The following is a 22,142-nucleotide window of genomic DNA, read 5'->3' on the forward strand; positions in this document are numbered from 1 at the left end:
GTCCCGCTTTTCGCTGTCTCGGGGCCGGCCGGGGCGGCCTGCGGGGCGCGACTCCTGTCACCTGCGTTCCTTGCGTATCGCTCCCGACGTCTCTAGGCTCGGGCGTCACTCAACGGAAAGGGTTGTTTACGAAAACGAGCGGCGCGCGACGGAAGTGCGCCGCTCGGGAACCGCGGGCGGCTCCGCGCGCTTCCCCCGCCTCCGCTGTATGAACGGGCGGAAGCCCTCGGTCCCGTCGCCCGGAACCCCGAGGAAGGGAACCTGTGATGATCGATCGACGTTCGTTCCTACGCACCACCGGAGGGGCCGCGCTGGCCGCCCCGCTGCTCGGCTCGGCCGCCTGCGGCGCCTCCACCGGCGGCGCCCAGCTCGCCTCCGGCAGCAAGGAGGCCTCGGCCGGGGCGCTCCCCGTCTCCTTCGCCAACGAGAGCGGTTACCCCGACAGCGCCGTGCGCCTCTACATCGTCGGTACCGACACCTCTACCGGCAAGCAGGGCCGGGTCCGCCCCGACGGCACCTTCGCGCCGGTCCAACTCTCCGACAACACCGACGGCGGCTACACCGATTACTCCATTCCCCTGACCGAGGCGGGCGGCCTGACGCTGCCGTTCATGTCCGGGCGCATCTACCTCGCCCTGGAGGGCAAGCTGCGCTTCAAGGCCGTCGAGGACGGCAACGGCGACGCCGCTCTGCAGTACCCGGCCGGGTGGGTGGAGTCCGACTCCAGTTTCGACGTCCTGCACGACACGGTGGAGTTCACCCACGACGAAACCGGAATGTACTGCAACACCACGATGGTGGACTCGTTCTGCGTCCCCCTGGCGATCGCGCTCAGCGGCGAGCGCGAGCAGTCGACCGGCAGGCTCAAGCCCGGCGGGCGCGACAGGGTCTTCGACACCTTGCTGGCCGACCCCGACTACTCCCCGCTCGTGGTCGGCGACCGCCGCCGGGTGATCGCACCCGGTCACGGCATCGACTCCGGACGCTTCTCCGCCGACTACTACGCCTCCTACATCGACCGGGTGTGGTCCCGATACAGCGGGACCGACCTGCGCGTCACCACCAACGAGGGCACCTTCACCGGCCGGGTCGACGGCTCGGGCCAGCTGGCCTTCGACGGCGGGGTGGCGCCCATCGCCAAGCCCTCGACCCGCGACGTGTTCTTCTGCGACGGCGCCCTGACGGCCCCCAACGACGGCATCACCGGCCCGGTCGCGGCGATCCTCGGTGCGGCGTTCAACCGCTCGACCCTGCTGGACACCGCCGAGCACCCGGTGAGCGAGGCGTCGGCGTTCTACAACGCCGATGTCACCAACAAGTACGCCGCGGTGTTCCACGAGGTCACCGAGGACGGCCGTGCCTACGGGTTCGCCTTCGACGACGTCTCGGGCTTCGCCTCCTACATCCAGGACCACTCTCCGGCGTCCTTCGAGGTCAGTCTGACCCCCTTCTAAGCACCCCCTGCCTGCATCACTGAAAAGGGCACACCCTCGGCGGGCGAGAGAGCGCTCTCTCGCCCGCCGGGCGGCGCAGCGCGGGATTGGCGGGCGTGCTCGGCGGGTAACCCGTGGTCACCCGTTTCGCACAAAGGTGGCCGCCATGCTGATCGCTGAGATTCTGCGCAACAAGGGGTCGGACGTCGTGGCCGTCGACCCCGGGGATTCGGTGGCCGGGCTGCTGACACTGCTGGCCCGCCACAACATCGGTGCCGTGGTGGTGATGCACGACGGCAGGCTGGCCGGCGTGGCATCCGAGCGCGACGTCGTGCGTGCGCTGGACGAGCGCGGACCCGCGCTGCTGGAGGCGCCGGTCTCCGAGATCATGACCGCCGGCGTCGTCACGTGCACCACCGAGGACACCGACGACACACTCACCGTGCTGATGACCGAGAACCGCGTCCGCCATGTGCCGGTGCTCGACGGCGATTCGCCCGTGGGCATCGTCAGCATCGGCGACGTGGTCAAGGCCCGCATCAGCCAGCTGGAGCAGGACCGCCGCCAGCTGGAGGCCTACATCACCCAGGGGTGAGGAGCCCCGGGCCCGCCGCCCGCGCCCGGCGCCCCGCCGGGCGCGGGCGACGTCTGTTCAGCCGCGCCCGCGGCGCCGGTCCGCGACCATGTGGGCGGTCACCCCGGTCGCGGCGGTCACCGCCAGGACCGAGGGCCAGGCGCCCATCTTCTTGGACAGCGGGTGCGAAAGGCCGAAGGCGCCGGTGTAGACGGCGGAGAGCGCGGCGGCCGCGGGAAGCCCGGCATTGCGGCGCCAGCTGGTGAACGCCGCCGCGCCGCAGGCGGCCAGGACCGCGCCGCCCAGTCGGCGGTCGAAGGCACGCGCCGCGCTGTATCCGCCGATCAGCCCGGCGGTTGTCAGCACACTGCTGGGGACCGAAGCCATCGTCTCTCTCCTGTTCTCGCCCGATTCGCTCTACAGCCGACGCTATCCGCTCCCTCGCCGCGCCGGTCGGCGGGGCCGCGGCGCGGCGGAGCCCCTAGAGAGCCCGGCTGAGCCCCTCAGCACGCACCCTCCAGCCGTCGGAGGGAAAGCCCGGAGCCTGAGTGCCGGGGCAGCCGTCCCATCCGGCGGCCATGAGCGCGACGGCGTAGAGCAGGCCGCCGGAGGCCGGGAAATAGGGGGAGGGGACGAACGCGCCCCCTTGGGGCAGGCCGGCGTCGTCGAAGCGGAAGTCGGGGTCGAGCAGGTAGTCCACGGCCTGCTCGGCGTCGCCCAGTCGCGCGGCGTTCATGGCCAGCATGGGGAAGTCCCAGCCCCAGACCCGGTCGAAGCGCCAGGTGTCGCGGACGGCGCGCTTGGTGCGGCTCATGGTCTCGACGTCGACGCCGTCGCCGGGCAGCCACCCGTAGGCGCCGATCAGCGCCGGGTGCTCGTAGTTGAACTCGGTCCACATGTCCTCGACACCCTCGTGCAGGACGTAGAGGCCGTCCTGGACGGGCAGTGGAGCGAGCCCGTCGAGCACGCGGTCCCAGTCGGGGTCGCGATCGAGCCCGAGCCGTTCGCGCCACCGCTGGGCCGTGCGCAGTCCGAAGCGCCAGTACGACAGCTCGAAGAGGGGGTTGACCGTGGTCTCGATCGCGGTGTTCTCCGAGACGGCGGAGAGGGGAGGCCCCAGGACGTAGCGGCCGGTGGCTGAGTCGCGGACGGCGTAGGAGGCCATGAACTCGGCCGTCGCGAAGAGGATCTCGCGCCAGCGCTCCAGGGTCGCCTGCTCGGGGCGGGCACGGTAGTCCAGTTCGGCGAAGAACATCGGGTGCGGCTGCTGCCAGACGAGTGTCGCGGTGATCTCGCCCGGCGAGTTGCGTCCGCTCGGGTCGGTCATCTTGGGCCAGCGGGCACCGCGGTAGCCCTGCTCGTCCGCCAGCGCGCGGGCGGAGTCCAGCAGGTCGCGATAGACGCCCAGACTGCGTTCCAGCAGGGAGCGGCGGTTCCACAGCGCGAAGTGGGCGGCGTGCCACCAGTACATCTCCATGTGGAACTTGCCGAACCAGCCGTTGTTGACCAGTCCCGACTCCTGGGGCGGGGTGTCGCCCGCGCCGTTCACGGCGGTGAGGTACTGGCTCAGTACGATGCGCCGCTCCAGTTCGCGCCAGCGCCCGTCGTCCGACTGCGACAGGTCGACGGCGCCGCCCGATCGCCAGAAGCGGGGCCACCGGTGCCGGCTCGCCGCCGCTACGGCGCCGGGCTCGGGCGCCCACCCGGGTTCCTCGGGGGTGAACAGGAAGGCGGCCTCGATCCGGTCGCCGTCGCCGCCGGTGAGCCGGTAGCGGTGCGGGTGCCCGTCGACGCGGCCGATCTCGCCGCCGGTCCAGCGAAGGGCGGCATGGTAGCGGGTGCGGTGCATCCGGTGGGCGATGTCGGCGCGGAGGGACCCGCGTCGGCGCAGGGTTGTGGTGTGGGCGTCGGGTTCGCCCCAGATCCCCACGTAGGGCGCGGCGAACTTCTCCTCGCCGTAGCCGCGGGCGAGGGGGAAGTCGATGAAGACGGCCAGTCGGCCGCTGCGCACGAGGGGGGAGCGCACACGTACCGCGAGGGCGTCGCGGCCGGGGTCGCAACTGGTCTCGACCTCGACCCGTTCGCCGTCCAGGGTGAAGCGGCTGTGCAGGACGCCGGTCCACAGGTCCAGCCGCTGACGGCGGTCGGCGAGGTCGTCCTCGACCGCCTCGCGGCCGTCGGCCGTGGCCAGGTGCAGGCCGATGCGCGCGAGGTTCATCCGGTTCGGGCTGGCGCGCAGCCACCGGGTGATCTCGGGGTGGTCGGGGTCGGGCATGTCGTAGCGGACGGGGCGGCCGCGGGTGTCGCGGACCTGCCCCCTGTAGTCCTCGACGCGGGCCCCGGCGGGCAGGGGGTCCTCGTGCCACCCCCAGTCGGCCATGGTGGCGAAGGGGGCGAAGGTCTGCAGTCCGGTGATGTCCGCGCCGAAGGCGAACCGCCCGTTGCCGACCTGGAGCGGCGAGCGGGGGTCGCCGCGGGAGCGCACCACCGCGTGCCGTGAGACGAGGGCCTTGCGGTCGATGCCGCCTCGGCCGCCGGGCGGGTCGGCGTCGACCGAATCGTGGGGGCTGGGCTCGGCGGGTGTGCTGCGGGCGGTCATGCCCCTCCCGGCGGTGGTGTTGAAACGATTCAAGTTCCGGCTGTGCGCCGAACCCTAGTGAGGGCCGCGGCCCCGGTCAACGGCTGGTCGGAACGCCTTCGGCCCCTCTCGCCCCGCACGCCCGCACCCGCTATTCGGGCACGGACGTTGACCGGATCCGGACACCCGAATCCGGGTGCGGCGGGCAGATGTTTATGGTTCGGTCACTGCCGTAGACCCTCCGCTGTGGGACGATGCCTGCACTCTCAGCAGGAGCCGCGGAACCGCAGAGGTGATGCCCGCGTCGAATCCGCAGTTCCGCAACCAGCAAGGAGTCGATACCTATGTCCTTCGCGCAGACAGTGCGCGGAGCCGCCTCCTCCATCGCCGAAGGCGGCGATCCCCGCGAGGCGGTATCCGGCGCGCTCGGCGAGGCAGCGGAGGGGTTCGGCCTCGATCCGGGCGACTTCCTGGCCGCCCGTGAGCAGGGTGCCTCGGTGGGCACCCGCATCGAACAGCAGAGCTCCTCCCTGAACAACGCCGGCGAGGCGCTGAACCGCAGCTCCTTCGAGCGCGGCTCCACCGGCCCGGTGCACGTGATCTGCCCGATGGTGATCCCGAAGGGGCGCACCTTCACCACCATGCTGCCGGTGATCCTGCTGCTGGTGGTCGGCGTCATCGGCCAGGTCGTCACCTTCCCGGTCTCGGTCGCCACCGGCGTGGTGCTCAACCCGTTCTTCGGGGTGCACTACTGGGTGGTGCTGCTGCTGTTCGCCGCGTTCATGTGGTGGCGCCAGGGCATGGTGATGGTCCCCGACGGCTGCGCCGCGCTGATCACCCGCTTCGGCAAGCTGGAGCAGGTCGTGGGCCCCGGCCGTGTCACCCTGCTCAACCCGTGGAAGCGGGTCTCCTACATCGTCAACACCAACCGCGAGTACCCCTTCAACGCGCCGATCCGCGAGGCGCCCACCAAGAGCGGCGTTCAGGCCTCCATCGACCTGTTCGTGCAGTTCAAGATCGAGGACCCCGAGCAGTTCATCTTCGTGTTGGGTGCGGTGCAGGGCTTCCAGGAGAAGCTGAACAACGCCATCAGCGAGGTCACCCGCAGCCTGATCTACGACCAGCAGGCCTCGGACATCTACGACATGGTCGGTGAGAACACCGCGCGGCTGCTGGAGCAGCTCAACCAGCAGTTCCTGCCCGCGGTGCGGCTGACCAACGCGAACATCACCCACGCGGAGCCCTCCAGCAAGGAGTACCGCATGGACCTGGCCGCGCCCGAGATGGTGCGCGTGGCCAAGGAGGCCTACACCTACGAGTACGAGCTTCAGCTCCGCAAGGAGCAGAACGAGGGCGACCTCAACAAGGAACTCGCCTCGCTGAACGAGACGCTCTCCGCGATCCAGGCCGACATCGCCCAGTACCAGGCGCAGATGGACACCGCCCTGGAGCGCGAGACCAACCGGGCGCGCGCTCAGGCGCGGCAGCGCTTCGTCGAGGCCGAGAGCACCGCCAACGCCAACGCCGCGCTGTTGGAGGCCCAGGCGCTGGACATCCGCGCGGTCAGTGCCGCCGAGGCGCCCGAGATCCTCAACTACCGCTACCAGCAGCATCTGCTGGACAAGCTGGAGAGCGTCGCCGACAGCCTTCCCCAGGTGCTGCACGTGGGCGCCGGCGACGAGACCGGCGTCGACTTCCTGCGCGTGGCCCAGGGCATCATCGGCGAGGCCGAGGCCTCGCTGTTCTCCGAGGAGGACATGGGTGCCATCCGCGGCCGCCTCAACGAGATCTCCGAGCGCATCTCCGAGCGCGAAGCCGAGATCAACCGGGTGCTGGCGGACGACGAAGAGGACACCGTCGAACCCCCGCCGCCCGACGACGTCCCCAACGCAGACAAGATCGAGCAGATCCGCCAGTCGGTCAGCGACGAGACCATCGACGAGCGGATCAGCTCGGTCACGGGCGAGGACGAGGACCAGGACGGATCTCCCGCGCCCGGCTCCCCGCCTGCACCGCCGCGGTCGCAGCGGCCCGGCACCGATGAGGGAGGCAACCGATGAGCCAGCAGCAACCCGAACCGGGTACCGGCGGCTCCAGCATCAAGGAGGCGCTCGCCTCCTGGAGCGACATCGCGCGCCTGCTGCGCGGCGGCGACCAGGGCGCTCTGGTGCCCGTGGTCATCCCGCGCGACGGCCGCGGCCTGAAGTGGACCGTCCTCGTGTGGCTGTCCCTCTACCTGCTGCTCAGCGCACTGCTGCTCGCGGTGGTCGGCGGGCTCCTGCTGTCGTGGGCGGCGATCCCGGCGTTCGTGCTGGCGCTGGGCTCGCTGATGCTGGGACTGCTGTGGTGGTGGCGCTCCTCGATCGTGGAGATCGAGCAGGGCACCGTCGGCGTCCTGACCAAGTACGGCGCCGTCGCGGGCCAGCTCGACCCGGGCCGCCACTACCTGTGGCACCCCTGGTCGCGGGTGGACTTCGTGGTCGACATCTCCACGGAGATCCCCTACACCGCCCCCGTGCTGGCCTGCCCCACGCACGAGAACGTGCCGCTGAAGTCGATCGAGTTCTTCCTGAAGTTCCGCATCACCGACGCGGTCGCCTTCGTGCGCACCATCGGCGCCAGCAACTTCGATCTGGTGCTGTCCAACGCCGTGCAGGACGCCATCCGCCAGCGCAGCCGCCAGGTGCGCACCGAGGGCGCCTACGACCTGCGCGGCTCCGACGTCGCCGACATGCAGGAGCTGCTCAACCGCCAGCTCAGCCGCTACGGCGTGCGCATCATGGGCTGCAACATCCCCGACGTGCAGCTGCCCAGCCAGTACCAGCAGCACCTGGCCACGCGCGAGCGCGTCGCCAAGGAACTGGTGGCCTACGAGCAGGAGTGGGAGCTGACCCGCAAGCGGCGCATCGACACCCTGCTGATGGACATCGAGCGCTCCAAGAAGACCCGCGACGCCAAGATCGTCGAGGTCAACGCGGCGCTGAACAAGGCCCGCAAGGACGTCGCGCAGATGCTGGAGGAGCAGGAGACCGAGGCCCAGCGCGTCCGCTTCGAGATCGAGACGCGCGGCAGGTCGGACCTGGTGGCGGCGGAGAACGAGGCCAAGGCCCAGCGCCGCCTGGCGACCTCCTACCGCGACAACCGCGCGGTGCTGCAGTACGAGCTGGCCCGGCGCCGCCTGGACGTGGGAGCCACGCTGGCCGAGCACGCGCCGCAGCCGGTGGTGGTGCGCACCGACGGCCAGGGAGGCGAGTCCTCGGCGCTTTCTACGCTGATGCTGGCCCAGATGCTGCCCGAGCTGGGCAGGCAGGGCGGCCGCAGCGGCGCCGGCAGCACACGGCGGACCGTGGGCTCCACCGAGGCGGGCGAGGCCGCCGAGGCGGCCTCCGGCGCCTTCCAGCAGGTGCAGGGTTCGATGGCCGCGGCGGCCGAACGGGGTCAGCAGCCTCCTCAGCAGAACCAGGGCGGAGGCGGCGGCCGCAACCGCTAGGCACGGCAACGGGCCCCGAGCACGACGAAGGGGGAGGCGGATCTCCGCCTCCCCCTTCGTACTGTGCTCTGCCGAACGCGCCCTGTCCCGCCCGATCAGCGCCCCGGGCGGGGCGCGGAGCCGCCCCCGTAGGCAAGGCCCCGCGCCCGCGCCGCCCGGCGCCCCGCCTCAGGCGGCGTGGGCCAGGTCGCCGTAGCCGCAGTCGATGTCGACGCCGTGCCGCGCCGCGATCTCCACGAGGTCTTCGAGCTCGCCCGCCTGCAGCAGGCACAGGTCCTCGTCGCCCTGTTCGCGCGCCTTCTGCAGCGCGCTGACGGCGTCGTAGATGCGCAGATGCAGCGCGGTCATGAACTCGTTCATGGTGCTCTCCCGTCCCTGAGGAGAATCCGTGTCGCATCCCTGTCTATCGATCGCGGATAAAAGCAGAGTGAGACTCGGGGAGGGAAACCCCTAAACCCGGGGGTGAGGAGGGACACGGCCGAGCGGGGAACCCGGCTCGGGGCGTCGTCCCGGCCCGGTGACCTGCCGCGCCGCAACGCGCTCAGTACTCGGTCCAGGAGTACCAGGGCCCTCGGATGTGCTCGTAGACGGTGCCGCCGTGCCCCTTGACGAACACGTCGGTGGGCAGCGGCTCGCTGCTGTAGGCCAGTCCGGAGGGATTGAGCAGCCCTGCACCCTGCACAGTGAAACGCGTTACACCGTCGCCGGTCACCGCGACCGACGACAGCGGGTACAGCCCGGCCCAGGTCTCATCGGGAGCGGTGGTGGCCGGCCGGGCGGTGTCGCCGGCGGCCCGCAGGGCCTCGGCCGAGGTGTCCAGGCGTGCTTGCAGCGGGACGTCGGTGACCGACAGCACGATCGCGGCGGCGGCGATCAGCGGCGCCGTGATCCAGCGCAGCCAGTACCGCGCGATCATGGGCCGGGCGATGCTTACCGCGATGCCCAGCCGCAGGGCGCCCATGGCGGCGAGGAACGCGCCGCCGCCCATGCCGAGCACGAAGGCGGCCAGGTGCCCGCCGGGCACGCTGTCCTCGTAGAGCAGCACGAGCGCTATGAGCGTGCAGGCCGGGATGTAGAGCCGGCCCGGCGGGCGGGAAGCCCACGATGCGAGCCGTTGTCGAGGAGTCGGCGGATGAGCGATCTCGATGAGCTTCGCGACCGAGCCCTCTTCGGCGGCGGACATGTGTGGATCTTCCCCTTCGGTACGTGACACAGGCCGACCGGAGGGCTGGATGTGGGGCCTCCGGCGACACCGGGTCAGATGCGGGAGGGCCGCGTGAAGCGGTCCCTACCTCCAGGATAGGGGAGCGGCGGAGCTTCCTCAGGCCGTCGCCCGATTCGCGTCCGGTCCGCTCCGGCCCCGTGCTCGCCCCGTCGCGCGCTTCGCCGCCGCCCGCGCCGCCGCACCAGTAGCGCATCCACCGAGAGCCGTCCCGGAAGCAGCGCCCCCAGAAGGCACACCGCCCCCAGCGCGACCCGCCACGGAGTCGAGGCGCCCGCCGCCGTCAGCGCGGTCGGCTCGGCCTCCAGGCCCACCGCCGCGAGCGCGCCCGGTGCGGACACGCTCAGCAGGACCGCCGCGGCCAGCGCCGCTCCGGCCGGCCGCGACGCCAGCCCGGCGGCGAACGCTGCGGCGCACACCAGTACCGCCCCGGCCGCGAGATCGGCGCGCGTCCCGTTTCCCAGCGCCTCCCACGCCCAGGAGGCGGCGATCCAGCCCGCGGCGAGCCGCCCGCCCAGAGCCGCGGCATCCAGCACCGCGGCCCGCAGTGCGCCGCGGCCGCGGCGCACCCACGACCCCGCGCCGCCCGGACCCGCGCCGCCTCTCGGCTCCGGCCGCGGGGCCGTCAGGCCGTCCCGGCCCGCGTTCTCGGCCACGATCCGCGGCGGCACCGCACCGTGTGGTCTGCTCAGCCCCATGCGTCCTTCCTCGGCCGACCGGAGTCATGCGGAAACTACCGACGGCGACCGGGTGTTGCAGTGCGTAACACGCGGTGGCCCCCCGAAAACCCCTGCGGCATCCGGCCGCAAAGGTGTGGTGGCGGCGGGCGAACCTCTAGGCTTGGCCTCGTGGCTGAGACCTCCTCGACCCCCGCCGCCCCGGGCTCCGCGACCGCGGTCGCCGACGGGCGCGACCCCGTACCCACCTACGAGCTTGAGCGCGAACTCCAGGACGGCGGCTCCACCTGCGTGGCCGGCGTCGACGAGGTCGGGCGCGGCGCGTGGGCGGGACCGGTGGTGGTGTGCGCCGCCGTGACCGACGGCACCGAACCGCCCGAAGGGCTCACCGACTCCAAGAAACTCACCCCGCAGCGGCGCACCGGAATGGCCGGACACCTGCGGGAGTGGGTCGGCGACCACGCCATCGGCAGCGCCGAGCCCGCCGAGATCGACGCACTGGGCATGACGCGCGCCCTGCGCCTGGCCGCCAACCGCGCGCTGGAAGGGCTGTCCCGCACGCCCGACGCCGTCATCCTCGACGGCAAGCACGACTACCTGGGTGCCCCCTGGCGGGTACGGACCCGCATCCAGGCCGACCTGTCCAGCGTGGCCGTGGCCGCGGCCTCGGTCCTGGCCAAGGTGCACCGCGACTCCTTCATGGCCGGGCTGCACCCCGAGTACCCCGACTACGGCTTCGACACCTGTGTCGGCTACCCCTCGCCCATCCACCGTGCGGCCTTGGCCGAGCACGGTCCCACCTCCTACCACCGGATGACCTGGTCGTATCTGGACGGCCTGCCCAAGTGGCGGCACCTGCGCAAAGCGCGTCCGGAGCCCGACGGCCAGATACCCCTGCTGTAGCCGATCCGGGTGCGACACGCCGCATCCCTGCTGGGCACGGCTCCTGGGGGCGAAATCGCGACGCGCGACAGTGCTTCAATATGGGACCCGCGACGCAAGGAAGGGACACGGATGCCGCGCGACGAACGCTCCCGCACCTCGGAGCCGCCCCACCGCGCCTCCGCCCTGACCCGCGTACGCGCCGCCTACTACGGCTATCCGCTGCGCACCCGCCTGATCGCCGGACTGGGCGTGGTCACCCTCCTGGTGGTTGCGGCGCTGCTGTCGAGCCTGCCGCTGCTGACCACCGTCGCGGCCGCCGTCGCGGCCCTGCTGGTCTTCGCGGCCCTGATGCGCTCCGGTGACGCCGTGGCCACCGCGCTGATCAGCATCGTCTGGCTCGTGCTGGCCTACACCCTGTTCCTCATCCCCGTCAGCGTCGCCGACTCCGGGGTGCTGCTGCTCCTGCCGCTGCTTCCGCTGCTGGTTTCGCTGGCCGCCACCCGCATCACCGCCTTCCCCGTCTGGCACACGACCCTGGTCGCGCTGCTGGTGGCCCTCATCATCGGGTTGGGCACGGCACTGGCCGGCATGCTCGCCGGTTCGGCCCCGGGCGCGCTCGGGGTGCTGTGCGCATTCGGGGGCGCGGGACTGGCGCTGCTGTGGCGGGTGCTGGCCGCCTACCGGCTGCGCCGCACGATGAGCGACCTCGGCGCGCCCCCGCCCGACCGCGAAGGCGGCATCCGCGGCACCCCGCCCCCGCCGCCGGCCGGTGCCCAGGCGCGCCAGCGCGCCACCGAGGGCGGGCGCGGCCGCGCGGGCCAGGACAGCGGCGACGACACCGCCCCCGTGCCCGTCGACGAGGCGCTGGCCGAGCTGGAGAACATGATCGGGCTGGACCCGGTCAAGCAGCAGGTCCGCGCCATCGCCGCCTCCATCGAGGCCGCCCGGTTGCGTGCCGACGCCGGTTATGCGGTCGAGCGGCCGCTGCGTCACCTGGTCTTCTCCGGTCCGCCCGGCACCGGCAAGACGAGCGTCGCCCGCACCCTGGCGACGATCCTGCACTCGTTCGGGCTGCTGCCCACTCCGCGGGTCGTCGAGGCCCAGCGCGCCGACCTGGTGGGGGAGTACCTGGGCGCCACCGCCATCAAGACCAACGAGCTCGTCGACCGGGCGTTGGGCGGGGTGCTGTTCGTCGACGAGGCGTACTCGCTGGTCAACGACGGCGACGGGCAGTCCGACAGGTTCGGCAACGAAGCCGTGCAGACACTGCTCAAGCGCGCCGAGGACGACCGCGACCGCGTGGTGATCATCCTCGCCGGCTACGAGGCCGAGATGGACCGGTTCCTGGCCTCCAACACCGGCCTGGCGTCGCGTTTCGCCACCCGCATCACCTTCCCCAGCTATAGCCCCGACGAGCTGCAGCGCATCGCCGAGTTCCTGTTCGACCAGCGCGGCGACCTGCTCGACGCCGAGGCCGCCCCCGCCCTGCGCCGGCGCTTCGACAGGATCGTGCAGCGCGGCGCGATCGACGACCTGGGCAACGGCCGCTTCGTGCGCTCGCTGGTGGAGAAGGCCGCCGAGGCGCGCGACGTGCGGGTGGTGACCTCCGGGCACCAGGAGCACCCGCCCGAAGGCGAGGAACTGGTGACAGTTCGCGCCCCCGACATCGCCACCGCCTTCGACGGGCTCACCGAGCGGCTTTCCGGCTTCGGCGAGGCGCCCGACATCGACGAGGCGCTGGCCGAGCTGGACACCATGATCGGGCTGGAGCCGGTCAAGCGGCAGGTGCGCTCGCTGGTGGCCCAGCTGCAGATGGCCAAGCTGCGTGAGGAGCAGGGGCTGCGCAACCACCCGCCGATGCGCCACTTCGTCTTCTCCGGACCGCCGGGCACCGGCAAGACCTCGGTCGCACGGATCCTCGGCCGGGTCTTCGCCGCGCTGGGGCTGCTCAGCCGCCCCGACGTGGTCGAGGCCCAGCGCGCCGACCTGGTGGGCGAGCACCTGGGCGCGACGGCCATCAAGACCGGCAAACTGGTCGACCGGGCACTGGGCGGGGTGCTGTTCGTCGACGAGGCCTACGCGCTGCACAATCCCGGATACAGCGGGGGCGACGCCTTCGGCGCCGAGGCGGTGCAGACGCTGCTCAAACGCGCCGAGGACGACCGCGACCGGCTGGTGGTCGTGCTGGCCGGCTACCCCGCGGAGATGGACCGGTTCCTGTCCAGCAACGCCGGGCTGGCCTCGCGCTTCAACGTCCGGGTCGCCTTCCCCAGTTACACCCCCGACGAGCTGACCGAGATCGCCGAATCGGTGGCCCAGGACACCGGCGACACCTTCGACGACTCCGCCCGCGAGGACCTGCGGCGCATCTTCGGCTACGTGTGCGAGTCGGCGTGGATCGACGAGCTGGGCAACGGCCGCTTCGCCCGCTCGCTGTTCGAGAAGGCGTGCTCCCACCGCGACGTGCGGGTCGCCGAGGAGCTGGGCGACAACGCCACCGCCGCGGAGCTGACCCGGATCACCAGCGCCGACGTGCGCCAGGCCTACGCCGAGGTCACCCAGGGCTGAGGGCGGGCGCGGACCCCGTCCGGAGACGACCGCACAGCCGGGCCGGGAAGCCCGGTCCTGCTGCTAGTGTCCGCCCCATGAGTGGACCCAACGCCCCCGTCAACCAGGCCGTCATCCTCGCTGGAGGCCAGGCGACACGGCTTCGCCCGTACACCGACACCCGCCCCAAGGCGATGGTCGAGGTGGCCGACCGCCCCATCATCGACTACCAGCTGGAGTGGCTCGCCGACTACGGCGTCGAGCACGTCGTGGTCTCGTGCGGCTACAAGGCCGAGGTCCTGCGCGAGCACCTGGAGGGCCGCTCGACCGGTGTGGAGACGACCCTGCTGGTGGAGGACGAGCCGCTGGGCCGCGGCGGCGCGCTGCGGTATGCGGCCTCGGGGCTGCGGGAGTCGGCCGAGCCCTACTACGCGCTCAACGGCGACGTGCTGACCTGGTTCCCGCTCGACGAGTTCACCGCCTTCCACCGCGGCAAGGGCGGCATGGCCACCCTGGCGCTGGCCCAGTACCAGACCAGCTGGGGCATCGTCGACGTCACCGACGACGGCGCGATCGAGGGCTTCACCCAGAGCCCGATGCTGCCGTTCTGGATCAACGCCGGCGTCTACCTCTTCGAGCACCCCGCCACCGAGCTGCTGCCGGCCAAGGGCGACCACGAGTCCACAACCTTCCCCGACCTGGCCGCCGAGGGCCGGCTTTTCGGCTACCGGATCGACGGGTTCTGGCGCGGCGTGGACACGGTCAAGGACGTAAAGGAGGCCAGCGAGGAGATCCCTGCGCTGCGCGCCTCCCGGCAGGCCGGCTGAGGCCGGTCCGGCGCGCAGAGGCGGGAGCCCGGTGCTTCGCGGTCCGGCCAGGGCAGCGCGATCCGGTGCGGGGCCGACCGGTATCGTCGCGCCCGTGACGAACCAAGCCGCGTACCCGCTGGCGACAGCACCCAATTTCCGCGACCTCGGCGGCCACGCCACCAGCGACGGCGGCCGCGTCCGCACGGGCGTCGCCTTCCGCTCCGACGCGCTGGACCGGCTGGACGCGGCGGACGTCCGTACGCTGGGCGAGCTCGGCGTCCGCCAGGTCATTGACCTGCGCACCGCCTTCGAGCGCGAGAGCAGGCCCGACGCACTGCCCGAGGGCATCGACCACACGGTGCTGGACCTGCAGGGCGACCACTCCACCGGCGCCGACCTGGTCCAAGTGCTGAGCGACCCCGGCCGCGCCGAAGCCGTCTTCGGTGACGGCGGCGCCACCCGTTTCATGCACGAGGTCAGCCGGACCCTGGTCACCGCCGAGGACGCCTGCGCCGGCTACGCGGAGATGGTGCGCCGCATCGCTGCAGGCGCCGGTGCGACGGTCGTCCACTGCAGCGCCGGCAAGGACCGCACCGGCTGGGCGGCGGCGCTGGTGCTGGGGATCCTGGGCGTGCCGCGCGAGACGATCTCCGCCGACTACCTGGCCAGCAACGAAAGGCTGTCCCGGTTGCAGGGGACCATGCGCGCCGCCTGCGAGCGCTCCGGCATCGACCCCGCCGTCATCGAGCCCATGACCGAGTGCCGCCTTGCCTACCTGGACGAGGCCTACGGAGAGGTGGAACGCACCTACGGGTCCTTCGACGCCTACGTCCACGACGGGCTGGGACTGGAGGAGCCCACCGTCGAGGCCCTGCGCGGACGCATGCTGGCATAGGAGCCGGCGCGCCGGTCGGGGCCCGGTGCCATGCGCGTGCCGGGCGCCGGCTGCCGTGCTCGTAGCGGTGCTACAGCTCGTCCAGGCGGGTGGCGATGTCGTCGCCCGGTTCGGCGCCTTCGACGACCTCCATCAGCATGCGCAGGACCACCGGGCGCTCGTAGCCGTGGTCCAGCAGGCGCTCGGCCGCGCTCCACAGCTGGGGCGGGGCGCCCTCCCACAGCCGCTCGGCCAGGCGCTCGTGGGCGTCGAGCGCCTCTTCGGTGGCGGCCGTGTCGGCGGAGGGGCCCGCAGGGGTCCCCGTGGAGTGCTTGCCCTTGTGCTTGACGGGGGAGTCGTACTCGCCGAAGTGGTCCAGCCGCAGCAGCGCGCGCCTGCCCGCGCGTGTGGAGGGGTCGAACTCGTCCTCGGACTCGGCGAGCAGGTCGCTGGTCAGCAGCGGGAAGGCGAACATCCGGCGCGGCAGCGCCGACAGGTCGCCGTCGGGCAGCAGGCGCCGCACCACCTCGGGCGGCAGTCCGAAGGACGCGGAGACGTCCAGGTAGGAGGTCGTGAAGGCCGACGTGGCCTCCCACAGGGCGTCGAGCGTGGCGTTGACCGCGACCTCGGGCAGGCCGTGGCGCGGCCCCGCCCAGCGGATCCAGGCGGCCAGCACATGCGGCATGGCCTCGCCTTCCTCGGGCAGCAGGATGACCCGCCGCGGCAGCCATCTGAGCAGGAGCGCCTCGATCTTGCGGGGGCTGACCCGCAGGGGGCGGTCGGCGTCGACGTCGCAGCCGAAGGCGATGATGTGGTCGACGCAGCGGCTCGCGGCGCCCGAGTCGGAGAGTTCGGCGGCGGCGTCGGAGGCCAGGAACCGCGCGGCGAGTGTCGCGCGCCGATCGCGGCTGCGCGCCGAGTGCACCTGGTCGCGGGGGCGGCGCGGCAGCGCGCGGACGCGGGAGCGGATCAGGGCGTGGTGGGCGGCCGGCGATCCGTCGGTGACTTCGGGCCCGACCGCGTTGGCGGCGATGGCCCTGTCGGTCTGCTCGACGGCGTCCTCCAGCAGCAGGCGGGCGCGCTCCAGCCGGATCTGGGAGAACGTCGCCAGCGGGTCGCCGCCCTCGGCCTGAGAGCGGCAGCTCTCCAGCAGCCTGTCGACCTTGGTGGTGACCCAGGCGTCGCGCAGCACACCGCCGCTGTTGTGGTCGACGACGGCGATCAGCGCGTGGGCGCCGGTGTACTCCTCGGAGTCCCCGTCGTCGTAGCGGAAGGTGCAGATGATGTCGTCGGTGTCGCCGAAACGGGTGCCGAAGGCGTAAGCGGCGATGGGGCGGACGCGTCCGAGCAGGTCGGCCCAGGCCGGACGGGCGACTCCGCGTTCGATGAGCGCCGCGGAGCCCTTTTCGGCCAGTTCGCGCTGGTGCACAGTGGTGCCCAGAACAGAGACGCCGGTAAGCAGCGCCAAGCCGGCCGCCGATCCGGAGGCCTGGGCGTGGGCGACCAGACCGTCGCCCAGCAGCCGCTCGACGTCGAGGCCCGGCACGCGTTTGCCCCACCACGAGCCGAGCATCTCGCTGACGCCGATCTCGGCGTCGAGGGGCTCGCGGGTGGCGAGCATCGTGCGCGCGGCGCGCAGCATCTCGGTGAATACGGCATCGGGCATGGAGCCCGGGTCCGGCTGGTCGGGCTGGGGAGGTACGGACACCCCACAGAGCCTAGGGCACCAGGGGCAGCGGCCTGGGCGCAGCCTGCGATCAGGCCGGCCCGCGGCGCGCGGCCGGTGCGCACGTCGCCGGGTCGCAACGGCGGGCGGACGAAGGCGCCCGCCCCGCGCCGGGCGCGGGGCGGGGCCGGGGCGAGGCGGGATCCGAGCCGTTCAGGACAGCCGGTCGTGGCCGTGGGTCCGCGGAGGCACGATGAGCCCTGAGGGCGGAGCGGACTTGACCATGGCCTGCAGGTGTTCGCGCGCCACGCGTTCCACGAGGCCCGGGGTGGCCGTGTAGCCGAGGTGCTCGGCGCACTTCCATGTGTCGTTGACACAGCGCTCGACGCATCGGTGGGACAGACCGGCGAACTCGTCCTGGAGTCGACCGGCGATACGTTGCAGATCACCCACTGGATACGTTTGCAGCATCCTCGCTCACGCCCCCTCGCTGGCTTGGTCTTCGACGGCGACCACAATCCATTTCACTTCGTTATGCCGGGGTGTCAACCCCTGCAACGGGGGGCCTTAACGAGGTTTTGCGTGCTGCTGGGCCGACACGGCCGCGCCGTCCGCCACTGCGGCCGGTGCGGGGCTACTTGCCTGTTCGCGGTGGTTGCGGCTCTGTTTCGGACAGGCCGCGTTAGTGCGGTTGGCGTGGATTCTGAGGCTCTCTCCTGCGGAAACCTGATCGGATTTGGAAAAGGCTGTCCGAAACGGCGAGCGGGCGCCTAGGGTGGATACGACGGCGTATTATTTACCATCCGCTATGGCCGCTGACTTTCCGCTGTCCCCCGTCTCGGCGAGTCGATGCGGTTGTGGCCTATGCTGATGCGGCGGCGTTCCCGCCCGGCCGTGCGCGCAGTCGTGCGGCGGGGATCGCATGTCGCCGGTACGTCATGGACGATAGGGAGTGATCGGCGGCGCGGCCACCGGTGAGCCGTTGACGAATCGGCTTCCGCCTCCACAGGTGCCCGGCCCGCGTTGGTTAGGTTTTTGGCGCTCGCCCAGGCGAGTCCCCTCGAACGGGGGAAAGGACCCCGGAGGTGTCATTGTTGAGCACCGAGACGTCCGTCCCGCCCCCTCGCATGTCCGGATTGGGCCCCATCGACGCAGCCCTCCTGGATTCGCTGCTGAGGGAGGCCCCGATCGGGTTCGCCTTCTTCGACGAGTCGGGCCGCTATCAGCGGGTGAACCGGGCGCTGGCCGCGATTTACGGCGTCGGGGACTCCGGCTGCCGCGGCCGCACGCCCTCGGAGGTCCTCGACCCCGAGGACGCCGCCGTCCACGAAGCCGCGATCGCGGCGGTGCTGGCGGGCGAGGGCCCGGTCAGCAGCGAACGCCGCCTCAGCGACGGCGAGCCCGACGACACCGGCGAGCGGCGCCGATGGTCGCTGGACTGGTACCCCGCCCAAAGCGACGACGGCGTCCACGGCGCGGTGCTGATCGCCGTCGACCTGTCCGACCGCTACCGGGCCGAGGTGGCGCTGCGGCGCACCGAGGAGCGCTACCGCTCCCTGCTCACCGCCACCAACCAGGTCGTGTGGACGGCCGACGCCGACGGAGAGGTGCGCGAGGACTGTCCGGAGTGGCGCACCATCACCGGCCAGACCGCCGAGCAGTACCTGGGCCGCGGCTGGCTCGACGCCGCCCACCCCGACGACCGCGACCAGGTCGAGCGGGCCTGGAACGACGCCGTCGCCGACCGCGCCACCTTCGACGAGATCTTCCGGGTGCGCACGCAGTCGGGCGACTTCCGCTACTACCGCTCGCGGGCCGTGCCCATCATGCGCGGCGACTCGCTGATGGAGTGGGTGGGTGCCCACAGCGACATCACCACCCAGCACGAGGCCGACGACATGCGCCAGCGCCTCACGCAGCAGCTGGGCGAGGCGGCGCTGCGCACCGTGCGGCTGCAGAAGGCCACCGCCGATCTCGCCGAAGCGCTGACGGTGGGCGAGGTCGTGCAGGCCATGGCGGAGATCGGCCAGTCCGCCGTAGGCGCCGACTCCACCACCCTGGCCGAGCTCGACCGCGACGACCTGCGGCTGCACATGCTCGGCGACGAGCCCGGCCACCGCACCGCCTCCCGCGCCGGCCCGGACCGGTCGGCCACCATGGAGTACGCGGTCCGCGAGCGTCGGCCCTTCATCGCGGGCAATCCCGCCGAGATGCGTGCGCTGCTGGAGGACGAGGACGAGCCCGAGATCGTGGAGTTCCTGCGCACCACCGAGGAGCGGGCGTGGGTGGCGCTGCCGCTGCTCAGCGCCGGCCAGCCAATCGGCGCACTGCGCTTCACCTTCTCCGCCTCCCGCGAGGTCTCCGACGAGGAGAAGGTCTTCCTGGAGGCCTTGGCCGGGCAGTGCGCGCTCGCCCTGGAACGCGCCAAGCTCTTCGAGCGCGAGCACCGCACGGCCGAGGCGCTGCAGACCAGCCTGCTGCCCGAGGACCTCCCCAAGGTCAAGGGCATCCGGATGCAGGCGTTCTACCGGTCGGGCACCCAGCACGTGCAGGTCGGCGGCGACTGGTACGACGCGTTCCCGCTGCCCGACGGCCGCGTCGCCGGTGTGCTGGGCGACGTCATGGGCAAGGGCATCAAGGCCGCCACAGGGATGAGCCGTGTGCGCAACGCGCTGCGTGCGCTGGCGTTCAGCATGCCCGAGCCCGCTGATGTGCTCACCGGCCTCGACCGGATGTTCGACGCCACCGAGGGCGTCGACCAGGTGACCACACTCGTCTACTTCGTGCTCGACTCCGAGACCGGGCAGGTCGAGCTGAGCAACGCCGGGCATCTGCCGCCGCTGGTGGTCACCGAGAACGCCGGGCCCTGGCTGCTGGAGACCGAGCCCGACACCCCGCTGGGCGTCAGCTCCGAACGCGGCCACCACAAGTTTTTCGTCCAACCCGGTAACACCGTGGTGCTCTATTCCGATGGACTTGTTGAGAACCGAAAGCGTGCAGTCGCCTCCGGTCTCGACGAGCTGGTCACCGTAGCGTCCCAAGCACGGCCGGAGGTGGTGGGCGATCCACAGCACATGCTCCAGTACCTTGTGGAGGGCATGCTCGCAGGGTATGAGCAAGACGACGACGTCACGCTGCTCGCCGTGCACCTACCGGTGATGGACAGCGCACCGGAGTAGGAACCGTACGAAGAAGTCCGACACTTTGCCTAAGGTGGAGGAGCCATCAGACCCGCTGCGGCGGGGGGTGGGTTCGAGGACCCGACGGTGGGGTTGGGCCCGCATGCAGAGCGGGAAAATCCTACTGGGCGGATGTGCCCAAACGCTAGAGAGGGCGCATACGCTGAAAGAAGTCGGTGTCCCCGTCGGCCAGGCGGGGATGATCCCGGGCAAGAGCGAGGAGAGGGCGGGTCTCTCCCCTCGCGGTTCATAGGGCCGCCGGGTCCAGCAATCTCGCCACACGTCCGTTCGAGAGGTGTTTGTGTCACCTGCCAGTTCGACCCGCTCAAAGCAGCCGGACTCGCTGCACGAGCCAGTCATCCAGCAGTTGATCGAGCGTGGGCGGTCCCAGGGGTACCTTGAGCCCGAGGACGTGCGCCGTGCCTTCGAAGAGGCCGACATTCCGATGTCGCAGGCGCAGGCCGTGCTTCGCAGCCTGACCAAAGAGGGTGTGACCCTGGTCGTGGGCGCCGAGGAGTCCGCGCCGTCGCGCCGCAAGTCCGGGTCGAAGCGCAAGCGCGATACCGCCAAGAAGCCCGAGGAGTCCGCTCCCAAGGCCAAGCGCGCGGCAGCCGCCCAGGAGCAGACCGACACTGTCACCGCGGTCGTCGACTCCGCATCCCCGGCCGCCACCGCCACCGCGCCGAAGAAGCGTGCCGCGGCAGCCCCGGCCCCGGTCCCGGAGGCCGAGCAGTCGGAGCAGGACACCGCGGCGAGTGACGAGCAGGCTGCCAAGCCGGCCCGCAAGAGCGCCGCCAAGTCGACGGCCAAGTCCGCCGCCGGCACCAAGAAGACGGCCAAGACCAAGTCCAGCGCCGAGACCGCCGAGGGGGCCGCCGCCGCTCCCGCGGCCGATCCCGCCCAGGCCGACCGGAAGGACGGCCAGGACGAGGACACGGGCCTGGAGGTCGCCGAGGACCAGAACCAGGACCTGGAGCTTGAGGCGACCGACGAGGTGTTCGAGGAGACCGGCGCTGAGCTGGAGCTCGTCGAGGACCCCGACGACAGCCTCGCGCCCGCCGAGGGGCCGGTCGCCGGCTCGGGGGTCAAGCCCGAATCCGTGGGCATCCCGGAGAAGGCCGCGGCCAACACCTCCGAGGACGAGGCCTTCGTCCTCTACCAGGATGACGACGACGCTCCCGCTGCTCAGGTCGTGGCCGCCGGCGCTACCGCCGACCCGGTCAAGGACTATCTCAAGCAGATAGGGAATGTCGCGCTGCTCAACGCCGAGCAGGAGGTCGAGCTCGCCAAGCGCATCGAGGCGGGCCTGTTCGCCGAAGAGAAGCTCGCCGAGGAGAGCGGCACGCTTACCTCGGACTTCCGCGACGAGCTGGAGTGGATCGCCGACGACGGCGGCCGGGCCAAGAAGCACCTGCTTGAGGCCAACCTCCGCCTGGTCGTCTCGCTGGCCAAGCGCTACACCGGCCGCGGCATGCTGTTCCTGGACCTGATCCAGGAAGGCAACCTCGGTCTGATCCGCGCGGTCGAGAAGTTCGACTACACCAAGGGCTTCAAGTTCTCCACGTACGCCACCTGGTGGATCCGGCAGGCGATCACCCGGGCGATGGCCGACCAGGCCCGCACCATCCGCATTCCGGTGCACATGGTCGAGGTCATCAACAAGCTGGCGCGGGTGCAGCGGCAGATGCTGCAGGACCTGGGCCGCGAGCCCACGCCCGAGGAGCTGGCCAAGGAACTCGACATGACCCCCGAGAAGGTCGTCGAGGTCCAGAAGTACGGCCGCGAGCCGATCTCGCTGCACACCCCGCTGGGCGAGGACGGCGACTCCGAGTTCGGCGACCTCATCGAGGACTCCGAAGCGATCCAGCCGGGCGAGGCGGTCAGCTTCACCCTGCTGCAGGAGCAGCTGCACTCGGTGCTCGACACGCTTTCCGAGCGTGAGGCCGGCGTGGTCTCGATGCGCTTCGGCCTCACCGACGGCCAGCCCAAGACCCTCGACGAGATCGGGAAGGTCTACGGTGTGACGCGCGAGCGTATACGACAGATAGAGAGCAAGACCATGTCGAAGCTGCGCCACCCGTCCCGTTCCCAGGTGCTGCGCGACTACCTGGACTGAGGCGGACGCCGCCACGCCCCCGTTGGCGTGTGTGGCGGCGTCGCAGCGAGGACGCCCAAGACCGGCCCGGCACGCGCATCGGAACCCCGAGA

General features: G+C 71.5%; 17 protein-coding genes. 10 read left to right on the top strand and 7 right to left on the bottom strand.

The genetic code is table 11. The features are described from left to right. Positions 1 to 266: 266 nt before the first annotated feature. Entirely contained in the window at positions 267 to 1,454 is a 1,188-nt protein-coding gene (locus LP52_RS14750; protein ID WP_040274167.1) for a beta-1,3-glucanase family protein, read from the top strand. Between the two features lie 145 nt (positions 1,455 to 1,599). Beyond that, positions 1,600 to 2,028, top strand: a complete 429-nt coding sequence (locus LP52_RS14755) for a CBS domain-containing protein (RefSeq protein WP_040274169.1) — start codon at positions 1,600 to 1,602, stop codon at positions 2,026 to 2,028. A 57-nt stretch (positions 2,029 to 2,085) separates the two neighbouring features. On the opposite strand, the gene LP52_RS14760 is transcribed toward LP52_RS14755, so the two are convergent. Together LP52_RS14760 and LP52_RS14765 are read right to left on the bottom strand one after the other, a co-directional pair. Further along, on the bottom strand, positions 2,086 to 2,394 hold the full coding sequence (locus LP52_RS14760; protein WP_040274170.1) for a hypothetical protein: 309 nt from the start codon (positions 2,392 to 2,394) through the stop codon (positions 2,086 to 2,088). Between the two features lie 94 nt (positions 2,395 to 2,488). Then, positions 2,489 to 4,606, bottom strand: coding sequence for a hypothetical protein (locus LP52_RS14765; protein WP_193789990.1), 2,118 nt, complete (start codon positions 4,604 to 4,606; stop codon positions 2,489 to 2,491). A gap of 323 nt (positions 4,607 to 4,929) precedes the next feature. Here LP52_RS14765 and LP52_RS14770 point away from each other — a divergent pair, with 323 nt between their 5' ends. Both LP52_RS14770 and LP52_RS14775 read left to right on the top strand, forming a co-directional pair. After that, entirely contained in the window at positions 4,930 to 6,645 is a 1,716-nt protein-coding gene (locus LP52_RS14770; protein ID WP_040274171.1) for an SPFH domain-containing protein, read from the top strand. Then, positions 6,642 to 8,075, top strand: a complete 1,434-nt coding sequence (locus LP52_RS14775; protein WP_052809860.1) for an SPFH domain-containing protein — start codon at positions 6,642 to 6,644, stop codon at positions 8,073 to 8,075. The genes LP52_RS14770 and LP52_RS14775 overlap by 4 nt, the downstream gene beginning before the upstream one ends. 168 nt (positions 8,076 to 8,243) lie before the next feature. Here LP52_RS14775 and LP52_RS14780 read toward each other — a convergent pair whose 3' ends face one another. The 3 genes from LP52_RS14780 to LP52_RS25805 form a co-directional block, all read right to left on the bottom strand. Continuing rightward, positions 8,244 to 8,435: a hypothetical protein gene (locus LP52_RS14780; RefSeq protein WP_040274172.1), complete on the bottom strand. Its 192-nt coding sequence runs from the start codon at positions 8,433 to 8,435 to the stop codon at positions 8,244 to 8,246. A 181-nt stretch (positions 8,436 to 8,616) separates the two neighbouring features. Beyond that, positions 8,617 to 9,258, bottom strand: coding sequence for a hypothetical protein (locus tag LP52_RS14785; protein ID WP_040274173.1), 642 nt, complete (start codon positions 9,256 to 9,258; stop codon positions 8,617 to 8,619). Between the two features lie 74 nt (positions 9,259 to 9,332). Continuing rightward, on the bottom strand, positions 9,333 to 9,995 hold the full coding sequence (locus LP52_RS25805) for a hypothetical protein (protein ID WP_157036336.1): 663 nt from the start codon (positions 9,993 to 9,995) through the stop codon (positions 9,333 to 9,335). 270 nt (positions 9,996 to 10,265) lie between these two features. Here LP52_RS25805 and LP52_RS14795 point away from each other — a divergent pair, with 270 nt between their 5' ends. The 4 genes from LP52_RS14795 to LP52_RS14810 all read left to right on the top strand — a co-directional run bounded on the left by LP52_RS14795 (position 10,266) and on the right by LP52_RS14810 (position 15,110). Beyond that, the gene (locus LP52_RS14795) at positions 10,266 to 10,877 is read left to right on the top strand and encodes a ribonuclease HII (RefSeq protein ID WP_238580930.1); all 612 of its coding nucleotides are present in this window, start codon (positions 10,266 to 10,268) and stop codon (positions 10,875 to 10,877) included. Between the two features lie 111 nt (positions 10,878 to 10,988). Next, positions 10,989 to 13,427, top strand: a complete 2,439-nt coding sequence (locus LP52_RS14800) for an AAA family ATPase (protein ID WP_040274176.1) — start codon at positions 10,989 to 10,991, stop codon at positions 13,425 to 13,427. A 77-nt stretch (positions 13,428 to 13,504) separates the two neighbouring features. Continuing rightward, on the top strand, positions 13,505 to 14,233 hold the full coding sequence (locus tag LP52_RS14805) for a nucleotidyltransferase family protein (RefSeq protein WP_040274182.1): 729 nt from the start codon (positions 13,505 to 13,507) through the stop codon (positions 14,231 to 14,233). A 94-nt stretch (positions 14,234 to 14,327) separates the two neighbouring features. Further along, positions 14,328 to 15,110 (top strand): tyrosine-protein phosphatase, encoded by a 783-nt coding sequence (locus LP52_RS14810; protein ID WP_040274185.1) that lies wholly within the window; start codon positions 14,328 to 14,330, stop codon positions 15,108 to 15,110. Between the two features lie 70 nt (positions 15,111 to 15,180). On the opposite strand, the gene LP52_RS14815 is transcribed toward LP52_RS14810, so the two are convergent. Together LP52_RS14815 and LP52_RS14820 are read right to left on the bottom strand one after the other, a co-directional pair. Further along, positions 15,181 to 16,731, bottom strand: a complete 1,551-nt coding sequence (locus tag LP52_RS14815) for a hypothetical protein (protein ID WP_040274255.1) — start codon at positions 16,729 to 16,731, stop codon at positions 15,181 to 15,183. 237 nt (positions 16,732 to 16,968) lie between these two features. Beyond that, positions 16,969 to 17,226 (bottom strand): hypothetical protein, encoded by a 258-nt coding sequence (locus LP52_RS14820; RefSeq protein ID WP_040274186.1) that lies wholly within the window; start codon positions 17,224 to 17,226, stop codon positions 16,969 to 16,971. Positions 17,227 to 17,882: 656 nt separating this feature from the next. On the opposite strand from LP52_RS14820, the gene LP52_RS14825 reads away from it, so the two are divergent. Continuing rightward, positions 17,883 to 19,934 (top strand): SpoIIE family protein phosphatase, encoded by a 2,052-nt coding sequence (locus LP52_RS14825; protein ID WP_052809862.1) that lies wholly within the window; start codon positions 17,883 to 17,885, stop codon positions 19,932 to 19,934. A gap of 412 nt (positions 19,935 to 20,346) precedes the next feature. Continuing rightward, positions 20,347 to 22,050: an RNA polymerase sigma factor gene (locus LP52_RS14830; RefSeq protein WP_040274257.1), complete on the top strand. Its 1,704-nt coding sequence runs from the start codon at positions 20,347 to 20,349 to the stop codon at positions 22,048 to 22,050. Positions 22,051 to 22,142 lie beyond the last annotated feature (92 nt).

Source organism: Streptomonospora alba, from assembly GCF_000826685.1.
Taxonomy (GTDB): domain Bacteria; phylum Actinomycetota; class Actinomycetes; order Streptosporangiales; family Streptosporangiaceae; genus Streptomonospora; species Streptomonospora alba.